Source organism: Caulobacter segnis, from assembly GCF_023935105.1.
In the GTDB taxonomy this organism is placed as follows: Bacteria; Pseudomonadota; Alphaproteobacteria; order Caulobacterales; family Caulobacteraceae; genus Caulobacter; species Caulobacter segnis_B.
In genome coordinates this window covers 902789-927413 of the sequence record NZ_CP096040.1, presented here as the reverse complement: position 1 = coordinate 927413, position 24625 = coordinate 902789, and the positions used below count along the sequence as shown (strand labels likewise).

24 protein-coding genes are annotated in these 24625 nt (G+C 68.8%); 13 read left to right on the top strand and 11 right to left on the bottom strand.

Features of this window, described 5'->3' with window-relative positions; all coding sequences use genetic code 11:
- Nucleotides 1–3: 3 nt before the first annotated feature.
- Nucleotides 4–579 carry a tryptophan-rich sensory protein gene (locus MZV50_RS04620; protein WP_252633224.1) on the bottom strand — a complete coding sequence of 192 codons (576 nt, stop codon included), beginning with the start codon at nt 577–579 and terminating at the stop codon, nt 4–6.
- A 365-nt stretch (nt 580–944) separates the two neighbouring features.
- Here MZV50_RS04620 and MZV50_RS04615 point away from each other — a divergent pair, with 365 nt between their 5' ends.
- The 3 genes from MZV50_RS04615 to MZV50_RS04605 all read left to right on the top strand — a co-directional run bounded on the left by MZV50_RS04615 (nt 945) and on the right by MZV50_RS04605 (nt 4905).
- On the top strand, nt 945–2360 hold the full coding sequence (locus tag MZV50_RS04615; RefSeq protein ID WP_252633223.1) for a methyl-accepting chemotaxis protein: 1416 nt from the start codon (nt 945–947) through the stop codon (nt 2358–2360).
- Between the two features lie 165 nt (nt 2361–2525).
- A complete protein-coding gene (locus tag MZV50_RS04610; RefSeq protein ID WP_252633222.1) occupies nt 2526–4343 on the top strand; it encodes a methyl-accepting chemotaxis protein in 1818 nt (605 codons plus the stop codon).
- A gap of 55 nt (nt 4344–4398) precedes the next feature.
- A complete protein-coding gene (locus tag MZV50_RS04605; RefSeq protein WP_252633221.1) occupies nt 4399–4905 on the top strand; it encodes a GNAT family N-acetyltransferase in 507 nt (168 codons plus the stop codon).
- 12 nt (nt 4906–4917) lie between these two features.
- Here the strand turns inward: MZV50_RS04605 and MZV50_RS04600 are convergent.
- From MZV50_RS04600 to MZV50_RS04590, 3 genes are all read right to left on the bottom strand, one after another.
- Nucleotides 4918–5875, bottom strand: a protein-coding gene (locus MZV50_RS04600) for an IS630 family transposase (RefSeq protein WP_252629765.1) whose coding sequence is annotated in 2 segments (ribosomal slippage) — nt 4918–5551 and nt 5550–5875 — 960 coding nt in all. Because the reading frame shifts where the segments join, the coding sequence is not laid out codon by codon here.
- Nucleotides 5876–6161: 286 nt separating this feature from the next.
- Nucleotides 6162–6641 carry a bacterioferritin gene (bfr, locus tag MZV50_RS04595; protein WP_223393077.1) on the bottom strand — a complete coding sequence of 160 codons (480 nt, stop codon included), beginning with the start codon at nt 6639–6641 and terminating at the stop codon, nt 6162–6164.
- Between the two features lie 145 nt (nt 6642–6786).
- The gene (locus MZV50_RS04590; protein WP_223393076.1) at nt 6787–6972 is read right to left on the bottom strand and encodes a (2Fe-2S)-binding protein; all 186 of its coding nucleotides are present in this window, start codon (nt 6970–6972) and stop codon (nt 6787–6789) included.
- 132 nt (nt 6973–7104) lie between these two features.
- Between MZV50_RS04590 and thiE the strand changes: the two genes are divergently transcribed.
- From thiE to MZV50_RS04560, 6 genes are all read left to right on the top strand, one after another.
- On the top strand, nt 7105–7746 hold the full coding sequence (thiE, locus tag MZV50_RS04585; protein WP_252633220.1) for a thiamine phosphate synthase: 642 nt from the start codon (nt 7105–7107) through the stop codon (nt 7744–7746).
- Between the two features lie 86 nt (nt 7747–7832).
- The gene (locus MZV50_RS04580) at nt 7833–8240 is read left to right on the top strand and encodes a hypothetical protein (RefSeq protein ID WP_252633219.1); all 408 of its coding nucleotides are present in this window, start codon (nt 7833–7835) and stop codon (nt 8238–8240) included.
- Between the two features lie 145 nt (nt 8241–8385).
- Entirely contained in the window at nt 8386–9186 is an 801-nt protein-coding gene (locus MZV50_RS04575; protein WP_252633218.1) for an inositol monophosphatase family protein, read from the top strand.
- Nucleotides 9187–9254: 68 nt separating this feature from the next.
- Entirely contained in the window at nt 9255–10325 is a 1071-nt protein-coding gene (locus MZV50_RS04570) for a glycerophosphodiester phosphodiesterase (RefSeq protein WP_252633217.1), read from the top strand.
- Between the two features lie 86 nt (nt 10326–10411).
- Entirely contained in the window at nt 10412–11713 is a 1302-nt protein-coding gene (locus MZV50_RS04565; protein WP_252633216.1) for a hypothetical protein, read from the top strand.
- Between the two features lie 84 nt (nt 11714–11797).
- The gene (locus tag MZV50_RS04560; protein ID WP_252633215.1) at nt 11798–12115 is read left to right on the top strand and encodes a hypothetical protein; all 318 of its coding nucleotides are present in this window, start codon (nt 11798–11800) and stop codon (nt 12113–12115) included.
- A gap of 216 nt (nt 12116–12331) precedes the next feature.
- Here the strand turns inward: MZV50_RS04560 and MZV50_RS04555 are convergent, their stop codons facing one another.
- On the bottom strand, nt 12332–14185 hold the full coding sequence (locus tag MZV50_RS04555; RefSeq protein ID WP_252633214.1) for an ABC transporter transmembrane domain-containing protein: 1854 nt from the start codon (nt 14183–14185) through the stop codon (nt 12332–12334).
- Between the two features lie 123 nt (nt 14186–14308).
- On the opposite strand from MZV50_RS04555, the gene rpmE reads away from it, so the two are divergent.
- Nucleotides 14309–14539: a 50S ribosomal protein L31 gene (rpmE, locus tag MZV50_RS04550; RefSeq protein WP_252633213.1), complete on the top strand. Its 231-nt coding sequence runs from the start codon at nt 14309–14311 to the stop codon at nt 14537–14539.
- A 74-nt stretch (nt 14540–14613) separates the two neighbouring features.
- On the opposite strand, the gene MZV50_RS04545 is transcribed toward rpmE, so the two are convergent.
- Nucleotides 14614–15039 (bottom strand): hypothetical protein, encoded by a 426-nt coding sequence (locus tag MZV50_RS04545; protein ID WP_252633212.1) that lies wholly within the window; start codon nt 15037–15039, stop codon nt 14614–14616.
- A gap of 104 nt (nt 15040–15143) precedes the next feature.
- Between MZV50_RS04545 and MZV50_RS04540 the strand changes: the two genes are divergently transcribed.
- Nucleotides 15144–15380, top strand: a complete 237-nt coding sequence (locus tag MZV50_RS04540) for a hypothetical protein (protein ID WP_252633211.1) — start codon at nt 15144–15146, stop codon at nt 15378–15380.
- Here MZV50_RS04540 and MZV50_RS04535 read toward each other — a convergent pair whose 3' ends face one another.
- Nucleotides 15381–15872 (bottom strand): YcgN family cysteine cluster protein, encoded by a 492-nt coding sequence (locus MZV50_RS04535; RefSeq protein WP_252633210.1) that lies wholly within the window; start codon nt 15870–15872, stop codon nt 15381–15383.
- A gap of 55 nt (nt 15873–15927) precedes the next feature.
- On the opposite strand from MZV50_RS04535, the gene pbpC reads away from it, so the two are divergent.
- The gene (gene pbpC / locus MZV50_RS04530) at nt 15928–18000 is read left to right on the top strand and encodes a multimodular transpeptidase-transglycosylase PbpC (protein ID WP_436792206.1); all 2073 of its coding nucleotides are present in this window, start codon (nt 15928–15930) and stop codon (nt 17998–18000) included.
- On the opposite strand, the gene MZV50_RS04525 is transcribed toward pbpC, so the two are convergent.
- The 3 genes from MZV50_RS04525 to MZV50_RS04510 form a co-directional block, all read right to left on the bottom strand.
- Nucleotides 17997–20321, bottom strand: coding sequence for a GH92 family glycosyl hydrolase (locus MZV50_RS04525; protein ID WP_252633209.1), 2325 nt, complete (start codon nt 20319–20321; stop codon nt 17997–17999). The two genes, pbpC and MZV50_RS04525, sit on opposite strands and share 4 nt — an antisense overlap.
- Before the next feature lie 43 nt (nt 20322–20364).
- A complete protein-coding gene (locus MZV50_RS04520) occupies nt 20365–21090 on the bottom strand; it encodes an aspartate/glutamate racemase family protein (protein ID WP_252633208.1) in 726 nt (241 codons plus the stop codon).
- An 845-nt stretch (nt 21091–21935) separates the two neighbouring features.
- Nucleotides 21936–22493, bottom strand: a complete 558-nt coding sequence (locus tag MZV50_RS04510) for a GNAT family N-acetyltransferase (protein ID WP_252633207.1) — start codon at nt 22491–22493, stop codon at nt 21936–21938.
- An 81-nt stretch (nt 22494–22574) separates the two neighbouring features.
- Here MZV50_RS04510 and MZV50_RS04505 point away from each other — a divergent pair, with 81 nt between their 5' ends.
- Nucleotides 22575–23567, top strand: a complete 993-nt coding sequence (locus tag MZV50_RS04505; protein ID WP_252633206.1) for an acyltransferase family protein — start codon at nt 22575–22577, stop codon at nt 23565–23567.
- Here the strand turns inward: MZV50_RS04505 and MZV50_RS04500 are convergent.
- Nucleotides 23539–24624, bottom strand: coding sequence for a 5-(carboxyamino)imidazole ribonucleotide synthase (locus MZV50_RS04500; protein WP_252633205.1), 1086 nt, complete (start codon nt 24622–24624; stop codon nt 23539–23541). The genes MZV50_RS04505 and MZV50_RS04500 overlap by 29 nt on opposite strands.
- Nucleotide 24625 lies beyond the last annotated feature (1 nt).

Below are 24625 nucleotides of genomic sequence, written 5' to 3'. Positions count from 1 at the left end.
GGGCTAGTGAAGAGTCGGGGCGCGCAGCACCGGACGGCGCCACAGTTGGGCCGTCAGGGCGTTGGCGATGCCCAGCCAGCCGAGATCCGGCGCCGACCCGCCCCCAACCTTGCGCGCTTCCAGCGCATAGGCCGCCGAAGCCGCCAGCGACGCCGTCGCCGCGCCGAGCTGGCCGCCGACCCGCTTGGCGCCCAGGCCCAGCCACAGGGCGTTGAAGCCCTGCACCAGGCTCCAGATCGTCAGGGCCCGGGTGCGGGCCGGGCTGGACGGCGCATTCCAGGTGCGCAGGCCCGACAGGGTCATGGCGATGAACAGCGGCGGCAGCAGCAGGCTGGTCAGCGGCTTGGGTTGGTGGGCGACCGGCTCATGCATTTCGGCGAACTCGACGGCGTACATCTCGTCGTCCAGCGCCCGCTCGTGACGGCGGCCCATCAGGAGCGCCGCGATGATCGCCCCGCCGGCCAGGGCCGCGCCGACCGCGACCTGCGCGGCGGGATGGACCCCCTCGCGATGATCGAGCTCGAAAGCTTCGCGACCGGCCAGGGCGCGCTCGCGCGACTTTCCGTTGGCGATGTGCATGGCGGGACTCCCTCGTGAACTCGCAAGGTCAAACAGTCCAGCTGGGCCTTGGTTCCAGCATGGGCGGGACCTCGGGCCATGATGGCGTGATCCGCGCGCGGCGCCAGCCGAAAAACATCCGGAGAGGTGCGACCTGTCTCCGGCTCCCTTCCTGTGGCGAGTTGACGCGCGACACTGTCATTCGAAACCGGAGAACGCCGTTCGCTCTGTTTTCATTGATGAAACTCAAACTCAAGCTCGCGCCACGGCTGTCGCGCGTTAATGCTCTCTTGTCAGTTCGATACGCAACCTGCTGCCGAAAAGCGAGGAAGCGGTACCGCCAGGGTGGTGGGCCGAATAGGGACCTTCGCCAGGGGAAATCGCCGATGTCCTTCTTCCGGGCGCGTCAGGACGACAGCAAGGCCGCCAGCAAAATCGCCGAAATGGAAGCGGTCATCGCCGCCATTCACCGCAGCCAGGCGGTCATCGAGTTCAATCTCGACGGCACGATCATCACGGCCAACGACAATTTCCTGAAGACGCTGGGCTACGGCCTTCCCGAGATCCAGGGCCGCCATCACAGCCTGTTCGTAGAGAGCGACTATGGGTCGAGCGGCGACTACCGCGAGTTCTGGCGTCGCCTGAACGCCGGCGAATTCTTCTCGGACAAGTTCAAGCGCCTGGGCAAGGGCGGCGCGGAAATCTGGATCCAGGCCTCCTACAATCCGATCTTCGACAAGGCCGGCAAGCCGGTGAAGGTCATCAAGTTCGCCTCGGACATAACCCAGGTCGAGCTGGAGCGCGCCGCCGCCGAGGCCGCCCGCAAGAAGGCCGACCAGGACAACAACGTGGTCGCGGTGCTGGCCGAGGGCCTGGGCCGCCTGGCGCGCGGCGACGTCAGCGCGCACATCGAGACGGCGATGGATCCGCGCTACGCGCAGATCAAGGCCGACTTCAACACCGCCATCGACTGCCTGCGCGACACCGTCTCGACCATCACGCAACGCACCACCACCATGCAGGCCGGCATCGACGAGGTGTCCTACGCCTCGGACGACCTGGCCCGCCGCACCGAACAGCAGGCCGCCAGCCTGGAAGAGACCGCCGCCGCCCTGGACGAGATCACCGCCACCGTGGTGCGCAGCGCCGAAGGCGCTCGCCGCGCCTCGGAGGCCGCCTCGGCCGCCCGCGTGGACGCAGGCCGTTCCGGCGCGGTCGTCCAGCAGGCCGTCGCGGCCATGGGCGAGATCGAGAAATCCTCGGCCCAGATCGGCCAGATCATCGGCGTGATCGACGAGATCGCCTTTCAGACGAACCTCCTGGCCCTCAATGCGGGCGTGGAAGCGGCCCGCGCCGGCGAGGCCGGCCGTGGCTTCGCGGTCGTGGCGCAAGAGGTGCGGGCCCTGGCCCAGCGCTCAGCCGACGCCGCCAAGGAGATCAAGACCCTGATCGCCAACTCCACCGCCCAGGTCGATCGCGGCGTGAAGCTGGTCGGCGAAAGCGGCGCGTCGCTGGACGGCATCGTCGGCAAGGTCGGCGAGATCGACGGCCTGATCTCGGAGATCGCCCGCTCGTCGCAGGAGCAGGCCACCGGCCTCAATCAGGTCAACGGCGCCATCAACCAGATGGACCAGGTGACCCAGCAGAACGCGGCCATGGTCGAGGAGACCACCGCCGCCGCGGCCAATCTGCGCACCGAGGCTCACGAGCTGTCCGACCTGATGAAACGCTTCAAGACCGGCGAGGCCGTTCAGGCGCCCGTTTCGCGAGGCCATGGCCGGCTCGGCGCGCGCGCGGCCTGACGCCGCCCGGCCGCCACGCCGCGACGCTGTATTTCCGGGGATCCTGATCGCGATCAAATTCCCCAATCTGAGCAGCACCCGTAATCGCGGTTAAGGTGTGCTTCATCAAGAGAGCAGACCTTCGCGCAAGTTTCTTGTTCGAGTGGTGTGTCGGGGGACGAAGCCATGCGCCTGAAGTTATCCGGGGCGATGAATCTGTTCGGCGCCGCGCTGACGGTCGGCCTGATCCTTCTGGCCGCCGGCTCGTGGAAGGCCATCTCCAGCCAGCGCATCGGTGGTCCGCTCTATGACGAGATCGTCGCGGGCAAGGACCTGACGGCCGACATCCTGCCGCCACCGATGTACGTGATCGAGACCTATCTCGACGCCCAGACCGCCTATCTGACCCGCACGCCGGACAAGATCGCCGACGCGGCCAAGGAGATCGACCGGCTGTCGGGCGAGTACGACGCCCGCCTCGTCTACTGGCGCAAGCAGACCCTGTCGCCCGAGGTGACCCAGACCCTGCTGCGCGATTCCGACGTCGCCGCCCTGCGGGTGCGGGCCGCCGCCCGCAAGTTGGTCGCGGCGCTGGAGGCCAAGGATCAAGCCGCCGCCGACGCCGCCTATGCCGAGATGTCCAGCGCCTACGCCGCCCACCGCGCCGCCGTCGACAAGGCCGTGCCGGTCATCGCCGCCGGCAACGCCGCCGTCGAGGCCGACGCCCACCATCGCCAGGTGACCGACCTGTCGCTGACGGCGGGCCTGATGCTGCTGTTGGGCGCCGTGATCGGCGGCGGTGTCTGGGCCATGCGCCGCGCCGTGGTGCGGCCGGTGCAGGCGATCACGCGCTACATGGCGGGCCTGGCCAATGACGACTACGCCGCCGCCGTGCCGTTCGCCGACCGCAAGGACGAACTGGGCGAGATGGCCAAGGCCATCGCCGTCTTCCGCGAGAGCCTGCTGGAGCGCCAGTCGTTGCGCGAACGCGACGAACGATCGCGCGGCGACGCCGACCGCCAGCGCGCCGCCGTCGAGGCCGATCGCCGGTCGGAAGAGGAAAGCCGCCGCGAGGCGCTGGACGGCCTGGCCGACGGCCTGCGCCGCCTGGCCGACGGCCAGGTGGGCGTGCGCCTGACCAACGCCTTCGCCTCGGACTACGAGCGCCTGCGCCAGGATTTCAACACCACCGCCCAGACCCTGAACGCCACTATGGGCGACATCGGCGGCGCCTCGCGCGGCGTCGATTGCGGGGCGGCCGAGATCGCCCAGGCCGCCGACGATCTTTCCCGCCGCACGGAGCAACAGGCCGCCAGCCTGGAAGAGACCGCCGCGGCCCTTGGCCAGATCACCAGCGCGGTGCGTCAGGCCGCCGACGGCGCGGTCAAGGCCAACCAGATGGTCGACGTCGCCCGCGACGAGGCTCGCTCGACCGAGGCCTCGGTGCGCGACGCCGTCGCCGCCGTGCGCGAGATCGAGGAGGCGTCGGCGCAGATCGGTCGCATCATCGGGGTGATCGACGAGATCGCCTTCCAGACCAACCTCCTAGCGCTGAACGCGGGGGTCGAGGCCGCCCGCGCCGGCGACAGCGGCAAGGGGTTCGCGGTCGTCGCCCAGGAAGTTCGCGCCCTGGCCCAGCGTTCGGCCGACGCCGCCCGAGAGATCAAGGTTCTGATCAACGCCACCACCGCCAAGGTCGATGTCGGCGTCGCCCTGGTCGACCAGTCGGGCGTCGCGCTGGGCAACATCATCACCCGCGTCAGCGAGATCTCGACTCTGGTGGCCGAGATCGCCACGGCGGCCCAGGAACAGGCGACCGGGCTTCGCGAGGTCAACACCGCCGTCAACCAGATGGATCAGATGACCCAGCAGAACGCGGCCATGGTGGAGGAGACCACCGCCGCCGCCCACTCGCTGAAGGGCGAGGCCGCCCGCCTCGGCGAACTGGTCAAGCGGTTCGACATTCCCTCCGGCGCGTCCAGCTCCGCCTCGCGCGCCGCCTGATCCGCTTGGCGCTCCCCTCCTGGCCTTGAGGAGCGGTTCGGGCCAGCATGGCGGCGTGACCCTCGCCATTCGCCCCGCCCTGACATCCGAGATCGAGGCCTTGCGCGCGCTGGAGCGCGCCTCGGCCCAGCGCTTCATCGGCCTGATGGACGCCCTGGCCGAAGACGAGCCCTCGCCCGCCCCGGTGCTGGCCGCGCGCATCGCGATCCGCGGCCTGCTGGTCGCCGAGACGGACGGCGTCCTGGCGGCGTTCGTGATGTTCCGCCCCGTGGGAGACGGTCTCTATATCGAGCAGATCGACGTGCTGCCGGCCTTCGCGGGCCGGCGCATCGGCGCGGGCCTGATCGAGGCCGTGGCCGAGCGGGCGCGGGCGGACGGCCTGGCTCGCCTGACGCTGTCGACCTTCCGCGACGTGCCGTGGAACGCGCCCTGGTACCGACGCCTGGGCTTCGCCGACCTCGACGACAAAAAACTAGCGCCAGACCTCATGGAGATCCGACGCAAACATCTGGCGCGGGGACTCGACGAGAGCCTCCGCGTCTTCATGGAACGACCACTCTAGAGCATCGTGCGTTTAATGTGACGCATAGCCAGCGGCCTTGAAGTAGTTCCAGCACTCTTGGGGCTCGTAGAGGCTGCAGATGTCGCCGACGGCCCTCCAGAGGTCGTCGAAGGTGCGAGCGCAGGCGCCGCGCAGATGGGCTTTTAGCTTTGAGAAGGCCATCTCGATCGGGTTGAGGTCGGGCGAGTAGGGCGGGAGGAACAGGAACCAGGCTCCCCGCGCCTTGAGGGCCTGGACGGCTCTTGGTCCCTTGTGGGCGGCGAGGTTGTCGAGAACCACGACGTCACCGGGGCTGAGCGTCGGCGCTAGCTGGGTCTCGACATAGGCGTCGAAGGCGTCGCGGTTCATCGGGCCATCGAGCACCCAGGGCGCGGTCAGCTGCGCGCATCGCAGGCCAGCGATGAAGGTCTGGGTTCTCCAGTGGCCGAAGGGCGCATCGGCCGCCAGGCGCTTACCGCGCAGGCTGCGGCCGCGCAGCCGGGTCATCTTGGTGGTGACCGCCGTCTCGTCAATGAACACCAGCCGCGCCGGCTGCTGGCGCATGACGGGCTGGCGGTGCTCGATCCACTCCCTGCGCCGTTCACGCACCGCTTCGCGTGCGCGCTCCGAGGCCATCAGGGCTTTTTTTATATGTGAACCCAGCCGCGCGAAGCGCCCGCGACAGCGAACTGGGATCCGCGCTCACCCCGCGTTGCGCCTCCAGCAAGGCCGCCAGTTGCGGCAGGGTGATATCCGGCTTGGCTTCGACCTGTTCGATCAGGAACGACCGATGCGCCGCCAGCTTGCCGTCTCCCGGCGGCCGTCCCTGGCGCGCTGGCGCACAAGAGCCCGTCTGCTCCACCCGCGCCAGCAGCTTCACCGCGCAACTGTTGCTGACCCCAAAGTGCTTGGCCGCACCACGACGTGATCCACCGGCGCTGACGTAGCCAATGATCCGATCTCGAAGATCACCCGAATAGCTCTTGCCCATGATCCACCTCCAACCACGGTGAATCATGCTTCGCGCAAACCTGGAATCCCTTCGATTCCGATTTCATGTCCGACGCTCTAGAGCGGATCGACATTCAGCAACGCGATTGCCACCCCATTCCCCGTTTCCCCGGCGAAAGCCGGGGCCCAGATTCATCCAGAGAGGTTGAGGCTGACGCGCCTTTTCGCCTCGCTATCCCCGATGAACCCCCGAGGGTTCGATCTGGGCCCCGGCTTTCGCCGGGGAGAGCGGATTTTGGAAACTCAAAGCTGAATGTCGACTGGCCCTAGGCCGGCAGTTCGCCCACGGCCGACTGCAGGTAGTTCTGCTCGCCCAGCGACTTCACCAGGCCCAGCTGCATCTCCAGGAAGTCGATGTGCTCCTCGGTGTCGCTGAGGATCACGCGCAGCAGCTCGCGGCTGACATAGTCGCGGGCCTGTTCGCACTGGACGATGCCCGGGATCAGGGTCTCGCGGCCGGCCAGCTCGACCTGCAGGTCGCTGTTCAGGCACTCCGGCACGGTCTCGCCGATCTTGAGCTTGTGCAGGTCCTGCAGGTTGGGCAGGCCCTCCAGGAACAGGATGCGGTTGATGAGCATGTCGGCGTGCTTCATCTCGCCAATGGACTCGTCATAGGTGATCTTGCCGAGGCGCTTGAAGCCCCAGTTGTCGTACATCCGCGCATGCAGGAAGTACTGGTTGACCGCCGTCAACTCGTTGGTGAGCACCGCGTTGAGCAGTCGGATGATGCCGGGATCGCCCTGCATGGCGGCCTCCTTGAGTTCACGTGTTCGGCGGGAACCTGAGGCAAGCCGGAACGGGCTTCAACCTGAATGTGTGCGAGTGTTTCGCGCTTTCACAGAAAAGCGTGAGAGTGCTTCGCGATGGCCGGATTTACCGACTTTTCGGCCGTTACTCGGCCGCGAATGCGAGGGCTTCGCGGTTTTCCTGGATCATCTGGCGCATCTCGCAGACGCACTTCGCGCACTGGGCCTGGCAGCCCTTGTGACGAAAGATCTCGGCGGGCCGTGTCGCCCCCGCGTCGATGGCGGCGCGCACTTCGCGCTCGCGGATGCCGTTACAGTTGCAGACGTACAAGGAACGAACGCCCTACCCGATTGAGTGTCATTCTCATCTAGCTGGTCTCAACGGACTTTGCAACTGACTCTCACTCTGGTTAGCAGCGGCTAGAGGTCGCACTGGTTCCCGATTTGGCTTAAAGCCCGGCCCATGACGCTTTCTTGCCGCCTCTACCTGATCACCCCACCCGCCCTGGACGACCTGGCCGGTTTCGGCCGCCAGTTGGCCAAGGCGCTGGATGGCGGCGACGTGGCCGCTCTGCAGATTCGCCTGAAGGACGCGCCGGATGACATGGTCAAGGCCGCCGTCGACGCCCTGGCGCCGATCGCCCAGGCCCGCGACGTGGCGGTGATCCTGAACGACCGTCCCGACCTGGCCGCCCGCCTGCCGGTCGACGGCGTTCATGTCGGCCAGTCGGACATGGCCTATCGCGACGCCCGCAAGCTGATGGGCGAGCGCATGGTCGGCGTGACCTGCCATGACAGCCGGCACCTGGCCATGGAGGCCGCCGAGGCCGGGGCCGACTATGTCGCCTTCGGGGCCTTCTTCCCGACCACGACCAAGGACGCCCCGACCACCGCCGAGCCCGAGATCCTGACCATCTGGCAGGAGACGATGGAGGTCCCGTGCGTCGCCATCGGCGGGATCACCGCCGCCAACGCCGCGCCCCTGGCGACGGCGGGCGCCGACTTCCTGGCCGTCTCGGCCGGAGTATGGGCCCATCCGCAAGGTCCCGACGCCGCCGTCGCGGCTCTGAACGCGGCGATCGCCGAGGGCCTGGCCGGGCGCTGAGCGTCGAATAAAGGCGATATTGTGACGCGCCGCACACAGGCATAGCGTCTCTCCCCAGCGAACAACGATAAGGGGGAGACGCGAACATGAAGCGGCTCGTAGTGTGTTTGCTTAGCGTACCGGTCCTGGCCGTCTCGACGGCCGCGACCGCCGAAACCTGGAAACTCGCGCCAGGCGAGACCAAGACCTATTACGACGCGGACTTCACCCGCGTCGACCAGTCCACCGGCCTGATCGTCACCCGCATCGCCGAAGGCAAGGCCAACGGCCCCTACAAGAACTGGCCGGCCAGCAAGGGCCCGATCCTGGTCTTCGCCCTGGACTGCGCGGCCGACAAATGGATGGACCTCGGCATGGACTTCGACGGCTCCAAGGGCCTGCCCAAGGGCTGGCGCAAGGAGGCCAAGATCGAGGACATCTCCGGCGCGGTCGGCAAGGCGGGCAAGTTGGTCTGCGAGAGCAAGGACACCCTGCCGAAGGTGGAGCTGCCGTAGGGATCGAGCGGGCGCGGAGGGCCAACTTGCTTTCCCGCCTATGGACGACTAGGTTCCGCGCCCGTTCTTTCACACCGTCGACCTACCGTTCCGCCGCCGGACTTTCCGGCGGGCGTCGACGGCTTTCATTGAGGATAGTCCGCCCGTGGCCACGCCTTCCGCCCTCCTGAACGTCATGATCGACGCGGCCCGGAAAGCCGCCCGTGGCCTGGCTCGCGACTTCGGCGAAGTCACCGAACTGCAGGTCTCCAAGAAGGGCGCGGCCGACTTCGTCACCAACGCCGACATCAAGGCCGAACAGACCCTGTTCGAGATCCTGACCAAGGCGCGTCCGGGCTACTCGTTCCTGGGCGAGGAACGCGGCATGATCGAGGGCACCGACAAGACCCATACCTGGATCGTCGACCCGCTGGACGGCACCACCAACTTCATGCACGCCATTCCGCACTTCGCGGTCAACATCGCCCTGCAGCGCGAGGGCGAGGGCGTCGTCGCCGGCGTCACCTACAACCCAATCACCCACGACCTGTTCTGGGTCGAAAAGGGCAAGGGCGCGTTCCTGGGCGCCGAGAAGCGCCTCCGCGTCGCGGCGCGCCGTCACCTGGACGAGAGCGTCCTGGCCACCGGCGTGCCGTTCGCCGGCAAGCCGGGCCACGGCCAGTTCCTGAAGGAGCTGCACCAGGTCAGCCAGAAGGTCGCCGGCGTGCGCCGCTTCGGCTCGGCCGCCCTCGACCTGGCCTGGGTCGCCGCCGGCCGCTTCGACGCCTATTGGGAGCGCAACCTCAATCCGTGGGACGTCGCCGCCGGCGTGCTGATGATCCAGGAGTCGGGCGGCAAGGTCACGACGATCGACGAGAACGACCACGACGTGGTGCAGGGCAAGTCGATCCTGGCCAGCAACCAGGACCTCTACCCGCTGATCCTGGAACGACTGCGGGCGGCTTAACGACTGTTGCGGCGGGGGCGTGAAAAGCCCTCGCCAAACCGTCACATCCGGGCGCTAAATCCGCGCCCATGACCCTGCTCACTCGTCGCGCCATGACCACCGCCGCGCTCGCCGGCACGCTGCTGCCCGGCCTCGCCCGCGCCATCCCCCGGCAACCCATCGTCATCGGCCATCGCGGCTGCAGCGGTGAGCGGCCCGAGCATACGGCCCTGTCATACGATCGCGCCATCGAGCAGGGCGCGAACTTCATCGAGCCGGACCTGGTCCCGACCAAGGACGGTCACCTGGTCGCCCGCCACGAGAACGAGATCGGCGGCACGACCGACGTCGCCAAGCGGCCCGAGTTCGCCGACCGCAAGGCGACCAAGACGATCGATGGCCAGCAGATCAGCGGCTGGTTCACCGAGGACTTCACCCTGGCCGAGATCAAGACCCTGCGGGCCCGTGAGCGGCTGCCGCAGCTGCGTCCGACCAGCGCCGCCTTCGACGGTCAGGCCCAGATCCTGACCTTCGAGGAGGTCGTGGCCATCGCCCGCGCCGGCACCCAGCGCACGGGCCGGACGATCGGCGTCTATCCCGAGCTGAAACACCCCACCTACTTCGCCTCGATCGGCCTGCCGACCGAGGACCGCCTGGTCGCCAAGCTGAAGGCCCTGGACCTGAACGCGGCGACCGCCCCGGTGTTCGTGCAGTGTTTCGAGGTCGGCACGCTGAAGCGCCTGAAGGCCAAGACCGCCGCGCGCCTCGTGCTGCTGGTCGATGGCGAGGGCGGGCCAGCCGACCTGCTGGGCGTCAAGTACGCCGACCTGATCACCGCCCAGGGCCTGAAGGACGTCGCGGTCTACGCCGATGGCCTGGGTCCGAACTGGAACCTGGTGGTCCCCAACGACGGCCAGGTGCTGCTGCCGGCCACGGACCTGGTGAAGAACGCCCACGCCGCCGGACTGGCCGTCCATCCGTGGACCGTGCGCGCCGAAAACTATTTCCTGCCCGCCCCCCTGCGGCGGGGCGACGCCCAGAGCCCGGCCTTCCTGGCCCAGCACGGCGACGTGACCCCGGTGTTCAAGGCCCTGTACGCCGCGGGCGTCGACGGTGTGTTCAGCGACTTCCCGGCCCTGGCGGTCGCCGCCCGCGGCTGACCGAGGGAAAATCCCTCCCGCGATATTGCCGAACGGGGGCGAGACGGTGCAGCGTGCCGCCTTTCGAAGCTGGCCGGGAAAAGCCGATGAAGATCCGTCACGCCGCCGCCTCGCTGGTGGTTCTCGCCGCCGTGACCCTGGCCGCCCCCGCCCTGGCCTCGCCCGGCTCCGAGCTGCTGGACAGGGTCGCCGTCGACTTCGTCCGCCTGACCCTGGAGGCGGGCGAGCGTGAGCCCGGCTATGTCGACGCCTATTACGGGCCCGAGGAATATCAGCGCGCCGCCAAGCTGGCGCCTCGTCCGGTCTCGGTGCTGCGCAAGGAGGCCGACCGCCTGCAACTGCTGCTGGCCAAGGTTCCGAACAAGGACCTCGACGCCGACCAGCGCCGCCGCAAGCTGTTCCTGAAAGGCCAGCTCAAGGCCGCCCAGACCCGCCTGGCCATGATCGCCGGCGACACGTTCAGCTTCCAGGACGAGGCCCAGGGGCTGTTCGGCGTCCGCCCGGCCATCAAGCCGCTCAAGAGCTACGATCCGATCCTGGCCCGCATCGACAAGCTGGTCCCCGGCAAGGGCGATCTGGCCGCCCGGGTCGACGCCTTCCAGACCAAGTACGTGATCCCGACCGACAAGGTCGAGGCCGTGATGCAGGCCGGCATCGCCGCGTGCAAGGCCAAGACCGAGCAACATATAAAGCTGCCCGCCGGCGAACGCTTCGACCTGGAGTTCGTCACCAAGAAGCCCTGGAGCGGCTACAACTGGTACAAGGGCGGTGCCCACAGCGTCATCCAGATCAACACCGACCTGCCGATCTACATCAGTCGCGCCTTGGACCTGGGCTGTCACGAGGGCTATCCCGGCCACCACGTGCTGAACGCCCTGCTGGAAGAGAAGCTGACAAAGGGCAAGGGCTGGGTGGAGTTCTCGGTCTATCCGCTGTTCTCGCCGCAGTCGCTGATCGCCGAGGGCTCGGCCAATTTCGGCATCGAGCTGGCCTTCCCCGGCCAGGCCAAGACCGACTTCGAGCGTGACAAGCTGTATCCCCTGGCCGGCCTGGATCCCAAGACCGCCAAGGCCTATGGCGAGCTGCAGGACGCCAAGGCGGCCCTGTCCAGCAGCGGCAACACCGTGGCGGCGCTTTACCTCGGCGGCAAGATGACCAAGGAGCAGGCCGTCCTGGCGCTGATGAAGTACGGCCTGTATTCGCGCGGCGCCGCCGAGAAGCGGGTGGCCTTCATCGAGACCTACCGGTCGTACGTGATCAACTACAACATCGGCCAGGACATGGTCCGCGCCCACGTCGATCGCGCCGGCAAGTCGCAAGACGCTCGCTGGAAAGCCATGGAACGCGTGATCAGCGAGCCGACCACGCCAGCGGATCTGGCGAAGTAGGCCTTTTCACCTGAAAGCGGTGTTTTTGGCCGGCGCTAGAAGGACGCCGGCCGCATGCTGGAGCCTCCCCCTGGAGGACTTCCCATGCCCAGCGCGTTCCAAGTCTCCCTCGCCCCGCGTCAGCTGAGCCAGACCATCAATCCGTGGAGCTGGACATTCGGCGACATCAGCCTGTTCACCGTCAACCTGGGCCAGTCGGCGGCGCCCGAAGTCGAGAGCCGGGTGCTGACCGAGGTCGGCAGCTACGGCCGTCAGATCGGGCGCATCGGCGATGCGCTGGAGGTCCTGCTGGACTGGGCCCAGGCCCAGCCGAACGGCCCCTCGAAGGATGATCCGGCCATCAAGGCCCTGCGCCTGCAGCTGCAGCATGTCGACGTCATCAAGCGCGAGCAGGGCGTGTAGGGCCAATCGACATTCAGCTTTGAGTTTCCAAAAATCCGCCCTCCCCGGCGAAGGCCGGGGCCCAGATCGAACCCTCGGGCGTTCACCTGGATGGCGAGGCGAAAGGCGCGTCAGCCCCAACCTCTCTGGATGACTCTGGGCCCCGGCTTTCGCCGGGGAGACGGGGAATGGGGTAGGAGCCGAGCTGGGTTGCTGAATGTCGATCCGCTTTAGACCTCATGCCGCCTCGCCCCCGAACTGCAGGCTGGCGAGGCGGGCGTAGAGGCCGCCCTTGGCGAAGAGTTCGGCGTGGGTGCCCTGCTCGACCACCCGGCCCGAGTCCATGACCACGATCCGGTCGGCCTTGAGCACGGTGGCCAGACGGTGGGCGATCACCAGCGTGGTGCGACCTTCCATGGCGGTGGCGAGGGCCTGCTGGACCAGGCGCTCGCTCTCGGCGTCGAGGGCGCTGGTGGCCTCGTCCAGCAGGAGGATGGGCGCCCCGCGAACCAGGGCGCGGGCGATGGCCAGGCGCTGGCGCTGGCCGCCGGACAGGGTCTTGGCGCGCTCGCCGACCGGAGTGTCGAAGCCTTGCGGCAGGGCCGAGAGGAAGCCGGCGGCCTGGGCGGCCTCGGCGGCGGCCTTGACCTCGTCCACGGTGGCGTCCTCGCGGCCGAAGCGGATGTTGTCCAGGGCCGAGCCCGAGAACAGCGGCGAGTCCTGGGCCACCAGGGCCATTCGCGCCCGCACCTCTTCCGGCGCGGCGTCGCGCAGGTCGACGCCGTCCAGCCGGATGCCGCCGCCCTGCGGGTCGTAGAAGCGCAGCAGCAGGCGCAACACCGTGCTCTTGCCCGCCCCCGAGGGGCCGACCAGAGCCACCGTCTCGCCGGGCTTCACGGAGAGGTCGAAGCCGTTCAGCGCCGGCAGGTCCGGACGGCCGGGATAGGCGAAGACCACATTGTCGAAGGCGATCTCGCCCCGGGCCGGGACCGGCAGGGTCGTCGGCGCCGGCGGCGCGGCGATGTCCGGCCTGGCGTTCAGCAGCTCGGCGATGCGGTCCATCGCGCCGGAGGCCTTCTGGACGTCGCCCCACACCTCGCCCAGGGCCCCGATCGAGCCGGCGGCCATCACGGCCAGCATGGCGAACTGGGCCAGGGTGCCGCCGGTCATCTCGCCGGCCAGGACGAGACGCGCGCCGGTCCACAGCAGCAGGGTGACGCCGCCGAAGGCCAGGGTGATGACCATCGCGGTCATGCTGGCCCGCGTCGTGATCCGGCGGACCGAGGCCTTGTAGGCCTCTTCCACCGCGCCGCCGAAGCGCCCGGCCGAAGCCTTCTCGCGGCCGAAGGCCTGCACCGTCTCCAAGGCGTCCAGGCTCTCGCCGGCATAGCCGACGGCGTCGGCGAACCTGTCCTGCGCCGTGACCGTCAGCTTGCGCACGCGGCGGCCGACCAGGAACATCGGGGCCAGGATCACCGGCACCATCAGGACGATGAAGCCGGCCAGCTTGGGCGAAACCAGCGCCATGTAGCCGAGGCCGCCGACTAGGCTGAGGATGTTGCGCAGGGCGATCGAGGCCGAGGCGCCGACCAGTTGCTCGATCAGCGAGACGTCCGTGGTCAGGCGCGACAGCACCTCGCCGGTGCGGGTCTTGAGGAAATACTGCTGGTCCAGGCCCAGGGTGTGACCATAGAGCGCGCGGCGCACATCGGCCACGACCCGCTCGCCCAGGCGGGTGATGAAGAAGAATCGCAGGGCCGTGGCGATCGCCAGCACCATGGCCACCGCGCCCAGGCCCAGGAACGCGCTGTTGATCTCGCCGCCCGCGCCCTTGGCGAATCCGTGGTCGATCACTTCCTTGAAGGCGGCGGTCAGCCCCAGGGTCGCGCCCGTCGAGAACAGCAGGAAGAAGGCGGCGGCGAACCCGTCGCCCTTGTGCGCCTTGACGAACGGCAGCAGGTGGACCAGCGGACGGATGTCCTTGCGGCGGGGCCGCCGGGCCTTGGCCTCGGCCATGCCCTGAACCAGTTCGGCTCCCGCGCCGGGGCGGCCATCGGCCTTTGGCTCGCCGGCGTTCGCGTCAGTCATCAACAGTCCCTTGCCAAAATCGCGCGGGTTCTTTATAGCCGCCCGTCTTCGAGGGCCACCCCGCGCGTGCTGGATGGCGCTTACCCAAATTCACACTCGCCGGCTTAGTCGGACTGGATCGCCGCCATGAAACAAGACATTCACCCCGACTACCACTTCATCACCGTCACCCTGACGGATGGCTCGAACTATCAAACCCGTTCGACCTACGGCAAGGAAGGCGCGACCCTGGCCCTGGACATCGACCCGCGCACCCACCCGGCGTGGACGGGCGGCAACGCCCAGCTGATGGACCGTGGCGGCCGCGTCTCGCGCTTCAACGCCAAGTTCGCCGGTTTCACCGGCAAGAAGGCCTAAGCACCCTTCTCGCCGTAAGGGCGACGAAAAGCCGGCTCCGCGCATCGCGGGCCGGCTTTTTCTGTGTCTGGACATCAGGCGAAGGCCGGGGCCCAACCCGCCGGGTCGGGATCGTCCGAAGGCTTGGCGTCCGGACGCCGAATCCTTCGGGCGCGCGGCGCGCGGGGGCGAACCCGATGGGCCGTCACCAGACCGCGGCGGACAGCCACCTTCAGCGCCCGCCATCCGGGCAGCAGCCGCGTGACGATCAGGGTCGCGGCGAGCACGTCGATCCAGCCGACGACGTCGACCGCCAGAACCACCGCCAGATGCGGCATGGCCAGCTGGGCGAACAGTTGCAGGAAAACCAGCGAGAGGGCGACCACGGCCACGTGCCGCCAGGTCAGGCCGCTCAGCGCCCGCGCCGGCGCCTCGACTAGCCTCCGCCACAGCCGACCGCCCGGGTCACGCGAGGCGGTCAGGGCCAGGAGTCCGATCAGGGCGGCGATCAGAAGCGTCATGCGGCGGCTCCGGTGAAAGCTTCACCGAAAATGGGGAGACCCGCGTCGCCGGCAAGTCCTCAATCGACGATTGCAAGCGTACGCGTTTCGGGTTCCATTGACGCATGGCGTCGTTCGGCCCCCTCCACTGGTTCATCGTCCTGTTCGTGCTGGCGCTGTTCGGCATTCCGGCGGCGATCATTCTCAAGCGCGCCGGCTTGCACCCCGCCTGGGTGCTGCTGGGCCTGATTCCGGGCTGCCTGTTCGTCGGGCTCTGGATCTTCGCCCTTGCCCGGTGGCCGGTGTTGGTCAACCCGGGCGCCCCGCCTCCGCCGCCGAAGAAGCGGTGGGACCCGGCCTAGTCAGTCCTCGCCTTCCGGCTCGTAGGGGTCGTCCCCCCGGTCGCGCATCAGGTCGGTCGCGACGAAGTCCATGGCGTCCTCGGCGTCCACGAAGCTGAGCTCGGACACCGTCTGGTCGCGCACCGAGATCCCGGCCTTGTGGGTGCTGTTCGGATCGCCGGTGATCAGCGGATGCCACAGCGGCAGGTCCTTGCCCTCGTGCAGCCGTCGATAGGCGCAGGAGGGCGGCATCCACTCCAGCTCCTCGATATTGTACGGCGTCAGCTTGATGCAGTCCGGCACCGTCTTCTTGCGGTTCGGATAGTCCTTGCAGCGGCAGAGATGCTCGTCGAACAGCTGGCAGTGCACCCGCGTCGGGATGATCTCGCCGGTGTCCTCGTCCTCGAACCGGACCAGGCAGCACAGACCGCAGCCGTCGCACAGGCTCTCCCATTCGGGCACGGTCATCTCGGAGAGCGTCTTGGTCTCCCAGAAAGGTTTGCGTAGCGTCATGGCGCCGTCCTAAACCCGATCGCGTTGGCGACCAAATGGAGCCTGACCCAAGATCGTGACCGACTGGACGCCCGCCCCCGAAGAAAGCCCCCCTCCGGCCCCGCCGGAAGCGCCGTTTCGCGCCGACCTGAAGCAGGCCGCCGCCCGCAAAAAGTCGCGCCTGTGGTCGTGGATCCTGGGCGGGCTGGCGGCCATGCTGCTGCTGGGCCTGATCACGGCGGGGGCCGGGTCGTACTATGTCTGGAAGACCTATCTGAAGGACACGCCGTCCCTGCCCTCGCGCCAGGCGCTGTTCGCCGTCAACCGCGCGCCGGGCATCCGCTTCGAGGACCGCTACGGCCAGGTGATCGCCACCCGCGGCCCGCGCTATGGCCGACGCATCACCGTCGCCGAGCTGCCGCCGCACGTCTCCCGCGCCTTCCTGGCCGCCGAGGACCGGCGGTTCTACGAGCACGGCCCGATCGACGTTCCGGGCATCGCCCGGGCCGCCTGGGTCAACTGGCGGGCCGGACGGACCGTGCAGGGGGCCTCGACCCTGACCCAGCAGCTGGCCAAGGGTCTGTTCCTGACCCCGGACCGGGTGGTCAAGCGCAAGCTGCAGGAGATGCTGCTGGCCTGGCGGCTGGAGCAGGTGCTGTCCAAGGACGAGATCCTCGAGCTCTATCTGAACCGCATCTATTTCGGGGCCGGCACCTACGGCATCGACGGCGCGGCCCAGACCTATTTCGACAAGCCCGCCAGCCAGCTGACCGTGTCCGAGGCCGCGCTGCTGGCCAGCCTGCCCAAGGCCCCCTCGCGCCTGGCCCTCAACAAGGACATGCAGCGCGCCCTGACCCGCTCGCACCTGATCCTGGCCAATATGCGCAAGGAGGGCTGGATCACCGCCGCGCAGGAACGCGAGGCGCTGGAGGATCCCCCTCGGCTGTCCGGCCTGGCCCTGCAGGACGAGGGCGACTACGGCTGGGTGCTGGACTACGCCACCGCCGAGGCCGTCAAGGTCGCCGGCCAGAACGCCCCGGACCTGGTGGTGCGCCTGACCGTCGATCCGGCCCTGCAGCGCGAAGGCGCCGAGGCCGTGCGCCAGACCATGGCCACCGAGGCCGCCCGATCCGGCGCCAGCCAGGCGGCGCTGCTGTCGCTGGGGGCCGACGGCGCCATCCGCGCCATGGTCGGCGGGACCAGCTATGTCGAGAGCCCGTTCAATCGCGCCGTCCAGGCCCGCCGCCAGCCCGGCTCGTCGTTCAAGCCGTTCATCTACGCCGCCGCCATCGAGCGCGGCGTGCTGCCCACCGACATCCGCGTCGACGAGCCGATCAAGATCGGCGACTGGGCGCCCGAGAACTATGGCGGCGGCTATGCCGGGCCGATGACCGTCGAGCAGGCCCTGATCACCTCGACCAACACCGTGGCCGTGAAGCTGGGCCAGGAGGTCGACGGGGCGGCGATCGGCGACCTGGTGCGGCGCTTCGGGATCACCAGCCTGCCGCCCGCGCCGGACCTGTCGGTGGCCCTGGGTTCGTACGAGGTGACGCTGCTGCAGCTGACCTCGGGCTTCCAGGTCTTCCAGCAGGGCGGCGTGCGCGTTGAGCCCTATCTGATCGAGTCGATCTCGACCCAGGGCGGCCACCCGCTCTACGCCCATCAGCCCCCGGTCGGCGAGCGCCGGGTCTACGATGTTGGCAACGCCAGCATGATGGTGCGGATGATGCAGAAGGTGATCACCGACGGCACGGGCAAGCGCGCCGCCTTCGACCGCCCGGCGGCGGGCAAGACCGGCACCAGCCAGAACTGGCGCGACGCCTGGTTCGTCGGCTTCACCCCCGACTATGTGACCGGCGTCTGGGTCGGCAACGACGACGAGAAGCCGATGAACCGGATCGTCGGCGGCGACATCCCGGCCACCCTGTGGCGGCGCTTCATGGTCACGGCCCACCAGACGCTGGCGGTCCGCGACTTCGACTGGCTGCTGCCCGATCCGGTGGTCGAACTGCAGCCCGATCCGCGCAACGGCTATTACGAGACGCTCGCCGCCGAGTTCGCCCGCGCCGCGTCGGAGCTGGAAGAGGCCGCCGCGCCGCCGCCGGCGCTGGTTCCGGCCCCGCCAGCCCAGCCGACTCAGCCGAACTAGCGGTACGGCGTCATCGAGGCCGGGCGATCGGCCGGCTTCGTCGCCCAGGTCTTGTTCGGCGTCGCGCTCATCGTGAAGACCAGCTCGCCGCCGGCGACGATCTCGTCGTGCCGGAGGTAGGCGCGGGTCAGCGGCTTGCCGTTCAGGGTGACCTTGCCGACGTAGGGCGCGGCCTCCGACAGTCCGGCCGCCCGCACCGTGAAGCGCTTGCCGTTCGGCAGGTTCAGCGCCGCCCGCTCCACGAACGGCCGGCCGATGGCGTATTCGTTCGAGGCCGGGGTGACGGGATAGAAGCCCAGCGCCGTGAACATCAGCCAGGCCGACATCTGGCCCAGGTCGTCATTGCCCGACAGCCCGTCGGGGGTCGGCTTGTACTGGCTGTTCACGATCTGGGTCAGCCGGGCCTGAGTGCGCCACGGCGCGCCGGCGTAGTCGTACAGATAGGCCACGTGGTGGCTGGGCTCGTTGCCGTGGATGTACTGGCCGATCAGGCCGGCGATGTCCTCGGCGTGCGAATAGTCGATCTTGGAATTGTCGAAGTCGAACATGGCGTCCAGCTTCCTGACCGTCGCCGCGTCGCCGCCCAGCGCCTTGACCACCCCGCCCAGGTCCTGCGGCGCGAACCACGAATATTGCCAGGCGTTGCCCTCGGTGTAGTCCGAGCCGTAGTTGATGGCGGTCGGGTCGAACGGCTCGCGATAGGCGCCGTCCGATTTGCGGGCCCGCAGGAAGCCGGTCTTCAGGTCGAAGCTGTTGCGCCAGTAGGACGCTCGCCTCTCGAAGGTCTTGGCGATCTCGCCCTGGCCCAGGTCGGCCGCCACCTTGGCGATGGTCCAGTCGTCATAGGCGTACTCCACCGTCTTGGAGGCCGCCTCGGGCTCCTTGTCGATCGGGACGTAGCCAAGCTTCATGTAGTCGCCGAGGCCGCCGTAAGGGGCGTAGGTCGCGCTCTTGACCATGGCGTCCAGGGCCGCCTTGCCGTCGTAGCCCCGGATGCCCTTCATCCAGGCGTCGGCGATGACCGGGACGGCGTGGTAGCCGATCATCGTCCAGGTCTCCTGACCGTGGAACTGCCAGACCGGCAGGATGCCGTAGGGGCTCTGGCGCTGCGAGGCGATCAGCGAATTGACCACGTCGTTGGTGTAGTCGGCCGGCTGGACCAGGGTCAGCAGCGGATGCTCGGCCCGGAAGGTGTCCCACAGCGAGAAGGTCGAGTGGAAGGTGAACGGCCGGCCATCCAGCTGTCCCGCATGCACCTGGTCGTCTGGCCCGCGATAGCGTCCGTCGGCGTCGGCGAAGACACTGGGGGCCAGCAGGGTGTGGTAGAGCGCCGTGTAGAGGGTCTTCTTCATCGGCGCCGGCGCCTCGATGTCGATCGCCGAAAGCGCCGTCTCCCAGGCCGCCTTGGCCCGGCCCCGCTGGGCGTCGAAGTCGAAGCCCGGCTCGTCGCTGGCCAGGTTGGCGATCGCCCCGTCCTCGCTGACCGAGGACAGCGCCACCTTCACCGTCAGCGGGCCGTCCAACTGGCCGAAGTCGAACACCCCGACCAGGGCGCGGCCCTGGATCTGGGCGCGATCCTCGGGCGTGCGGCCCGGTTGGGCGAAGCCCTTATAGGGCACGTCCGCCTCGCGGTTGTGGAAGGCCTGGCCGACCAGCGGCTTGTCGAAGCGGATGGCGAAATAGAGCTTGCGGCCCGGGGCCCAGCCGCGCGTCTCGCGATAGCCGGTGACCGTGCCGTCGGGGGCCACCCGCAGCCGCGACCACAGCACCTTGCCCGGATAGTTGTAGATCGAGCTGCGCAGGTCGATCAGCACCTGGGCTCGGTCGCCCTTCTGGAACGTGTAGCGGTGCAGGCCGGTGCGCAGGCCCGCCGTCAACTCGGCGTGGACGCGGCTGTCGCTCAGGGTCACGGCGTAGTAGCCCGGCTGGGCGACCTCGGTGTCGTGGCTGTAGCGCGAGCGATAGCCCGAGCCCGGCTTGTCGGCCTCGCCCGGCTCCAGTTTCGCCTCGCCGCTGACCGGCGTCAGCAGGATGTCGCCGAGGTCCGAGTGGCCCGCGCCGGAGAAGTGGGTGTGCGAGAAGCCCAGGATGGTCGGGTCGCCGAACCGGTAGCCGGCGGCGCGGGCGTAGCTCTGCTTGAACGGCAGGATGTCGGTGTCGGGGCTCAGCTGCACCATGCCGAACGGGACCACCGCGCCGGGAAAGGTGTGGCCCTCGCCGCCCGTGCCGATGAACGGATCCACGGCGTCGTAGGCGCTCTGGGCGTGCGCCGCGCTCGCCAGGATCGACAGGCTGGCGGTCAGGGCGAGGGCGAGACGCATGGGAAGCTCCGTGACAACGCGGGCACCCTAGCAGCGCGCTCGCCTAGGTGAAGTCCGCCGCCTTAAGATCAACGAGGGCCCGATCCACCGCCGCCATGGCGTGCAGGGTCGTGGTGTCGAACACCGGGACCGGGCTGTCGGCCTGGCCGATCAGCAGCATGATCTCGGTGCAGCCCAGGATGATCGCCTGGGCCCCGCGCTCGACCAGGCGCGCGATCGCCGCCTTGTAGACCTCGCGCGAGGCGTCCAGCACCCGGCCGGCGACCAGCTCTTCGTAGATGATCCGGTGCACGGCGGCGCGGTCGTCGGCGTCGGGCGTCAACACGGTCAGGCCGTGCTTCGTTTCCAACCGGCCGCGATAGAAATCGTGCTCCATGGTGAAGGCCGTGCCCAGCAGGCCCACGGTGGAGAGACCGGCGGCCGTGATCGCCGCGCCGGTCGGGTCGGCGATGTGCAGCAGCGGGATGTGAACCGCCGCCTCGATCGCGTCGGCCTCGCGGTGCATGGTGTTGGTGCAGAGCACCAGAAAGTCGGCCCCGCCGGCCTCCAGGGCCCGGGCCGCGTCGGCCAGGCGCCGCGACAGCTCGGGCCAGCGGCCGGCGTGCTGCAGGCGCTCGATCTCGGCGAAGTCGAACGACCACATCAGGGTCCGCGCCGAAGCCACGCCGCCCAGCCGCTCGCGCACGGCCTCGTTGATCAGCCGATAGTATTGGGCCGAGCTTTCCCAGCTCATGCCGCCGATCAATCCGATGAGCGCCTGTTCGGTCATGGGGGTCCTGCCTATCCGAAAGCCGGCCATAGCACGGCCACGCCTGACGACACGAGGCCGCCGCTTCACGCGGCGTGCCGCTGAAGGCATGGAAAGGGACGCGGAGCGCCGGACATCCGTCCGGAGGTTTGAGTAGTGAATACCGTTTCGACGAAGCCAGGACGCTCCGCGTGGTCGTTATCCGAAAGCCTCCGGGTCGCGGGGTATTGATCCGCTCCGGAAGAGGCCTTCGACGGGCGGGCCGGAGCGACGAACTCCGGATCCGGACCGTCCGGGGGATTTCAGCCCGGACCTGCCGCGTTCGCCTGATCTTCACCGCCCCCTAAGGGAAGGATCTGGGGCTTCGTCCCGATGTTTCAGGGAACCTGCGCCTGGATCCGTCGCGAAGACGAGCTTCCGAAGAAACCCGGCGAGCGCTTCCCGCTCGACCACCCCTGACAGCCGTCTCGATCGCCGGCCGGACGTCCCTTCCGCGCCATCAGGTGCAGTTAGTATGGGGGCGGTTCTGAGCGCGGATCATTCAGCAGGACGTGAAAATCGACAAGCGATTGATTTCGTTGGCTTCGATCTCGCGAATTCCGGGGATAGAGCCCGCTCAATCCTCGTGAAATCCTCCCCCTAGCGGGGGAGGTGTCGACGCGTAGCGGCGACGGAGGGGGGAAGAGGCCGGCTCTCCAGCACTTCCCCCCTCCGGCGCTTCGCGCCACCTCCCCCGCTAGGGGGAGGATTGTCCCGGCCAACCTCGTACTCTCGCGCCCCTCCGCGCCTGCGGCGCTCCTCCCCCGGAGGGGGAAGAAGGATCACCTTCCGCCCCTTGCGGGGGCGGACGACCACGCGGAACGTGGTCAGGTGGGGGCCCGCGGCGCCGGCCGGTTCGCCCGCCAGTCCTCCGCCGTCTGGCCCCACATCTGGGTCGGGCCCGCCACATCCATCGGCGGCGGCAGGTCGACCATCTCCAGGAAGCGCGAGCCGATGCGGGCGGCCACGGCTTGCGAGCCCAGGTTCTCCGGATGGATCATGTGGGCGACCGAGGTCCAGCCCAGCGTGTCGAACACGAACCGCAAGGACGCCTCCGCCGCTTCGGTGGCGTAGCCCTGGCCCCAGGCCGAGCGATGCAGCATCCAGCCGACCTCGCGGGCCGGCCAGCCTTCGGGCTGCCAGGGTCCCGAGCGGCCGACCCAGCGGCCAGTGGCCTTCTCGATCAGCGAGAAGGTCCCGAAGCCCCGCAACGGCCACATGCCGACCACCTGGGCCAGGGCGCGCCAGGCGATGCTGCGCGGCATGGCCCCGCCCAGATGGCGCATGCATTCGGGATCGCCGTGGAACGCCGCCCAGCCCGCGTCAAAATCGGCCTGCGTCGGAACCCGCAGGATCAGCCGTTCGGTCTCGAGCACCGGCGACATCAAGCCCTCCCTTCGCGCGGGCCTTGCCTCGGCCGTCCCAGGACGATCTAAGCGTGACCCTTGGCGCGACTTGAGTTTGCGATGGGCGGTTTCGATTATCTACGGCTGATCGCGGCGATCCTGGTGATCGCCCATCACACGCGCGTGCTGAACGGGCAGCCACCGTCGATGCTGGGGTCGGGCCTGGACCTGGGCGCGTTGGGCGTCGGGATCTTCTTCGTGATCAGCGGCTATCTGGTCGCCGGCAGCCAGGCGCGCGACCCGCGCCCCATGGCCTTCCTGGCGAGGCGAGCGCTGCGGATCCTGCCCGGCCTGCTGGTCGCCCTGTTGCTGACCGCCTTCGTGCTGGGCCCGCTGGTCACCACGCGCGGCCTGTCCGCCTATATGCTGGATCCGGAGACCTGGAGCTACGTCGCCAGGAACCTGTCGCTGTACGCGGTGACCTATGGCCTGCCCGGCGTCTTCCTGGCCGCGCCCGTGGCCGGGATCGTCAACGGCTCGCTGTGGACCCTGCGGCTGGAGTTCACCGCCTATCTGGGCCTGGCGGTCCTGGGCCCCGCGCGGCGGGCCATGCCCCTGGCGCTGGAGAGCCTGACGGCGCTGGCGGCGATCGCCGCGATCGCCCTGCACGCCACCGGCCTGGACGCGCGGGGCGACCTGGGACGGATCGCCTATCTGGCGGCGCTGAACGGCTTCCTGTTCCTGGCCGGGGCCAGCCTGCAGGCGAACGGGACGCGACCAAGCCCCCTGGCCGCGCTCGCCGCCCTCGTCTTCCTGCTCACGCCGGCCTGGTTCCTGGCCCTGCCCCTGGCCGTCGTGGGACTGGGCCGGCTGCGCCTGCCCAAGCCGCCGGCCGACCTGTCGTACGGCCTCTACATCTACAGCTTCCCGCTGCAGCAATGGCTGGCCACGCAGCACCAGCTGAACCTTGTGACCTCGCTGGCCCTGACCCTGCCGTTCGCGGCCCTGTCCTGGTTCCTGGTCGAGAAGCCGGCGCTGCGCCTGAAGGCCCGCCTGGGCGAGCCCAGGAGTCCAGCGACGCCGGTCAGTCCTTCAGGGACCGCAGCCGGTTGACGTGGCCCATCTTGCGGCCGGGGCGGGCCTCGCCCTTGCCGTAGAGGTGGACGCGGGTCTCGGGCTCGGCGGCCAGCTTCTTCCAGGCGTCGACGTCGGCGCCCAAGAGGTTGGTCATCTCGACGTGATGGTGCGGCGCGGTCGGGCCCAGCGGCCAGCCGGCGACGGCGCGGATGTGCTGCTCGAACTGGTCGACCTCGCAGCCGTCCTGGGTCCAGTGGCCGGTGTTGTGGACGCGCGGCGCGAACTCGTTGACCAGCAGCTTGCCGCCGGCCAGTTCGAACAGCTCGACGCCGATGACGCCGACATAGTCCAGGGCGGTCAGGATCTTGGCGGCGATGGCCTCGGCCTGGTCGCGCGTGGCCGGGGTGACCTTGGCCGGCGCGACGGTGCGGCGCAGGACGCCGCCCTCGTGGTGGTTCTCGCTGACCGGATAGCAGGCGATCTCGCCATCGCGGCCCCGGGCGGCGATCACCGACAGCTCGCGACCGAAGTCGGCGGGGGCCTCGAGGATCGCGGCCTGGCGGCCGATCTTGTCGAAGGCGGCCTCGGCGTCCTTGGCCTTCTGGATCCAGGCCTGGCCCTTGCCGTCATAGCCCTCGCGGCGGGTCTTCAGCAGCGACGGGGCGCCGATCTTGGCCACGGCGGCGACCAGGCTGTCGCTGTCGTGGACCGACGCGAAAGCCACCGTCGGCACGCCGATCTCGGCCAGGAAGCTCTTCTCGACCACCCGGTCCTGGGCGGCGGCCAGGGCCTTGGCCCCGGGCGAAACGATCGCGCCCAGGGCGGTCAGCTCCGACACCGTGTCGGCCGGGACGTTCTCGAACTCGTAGGTGACGACGTCGCAGGCCTCGGCCAGGCGCTTGAGCGCCCAGCGGTCGTCGTAGGCGGCGACGATCTGGCGGGCGGCGACGCGGCCGGCGGGAGCGTTCTCCTCGGGATCCTGGATGACGACGTCGAAGCCCAGGCGGGCGGCGGCCAGGGCCAGCATGCGCCCCAGCTGTCCCCCGCCGAGGATGCCGATGGTCGAACCAGGAACCAGGGGAAAGTCAGCCATG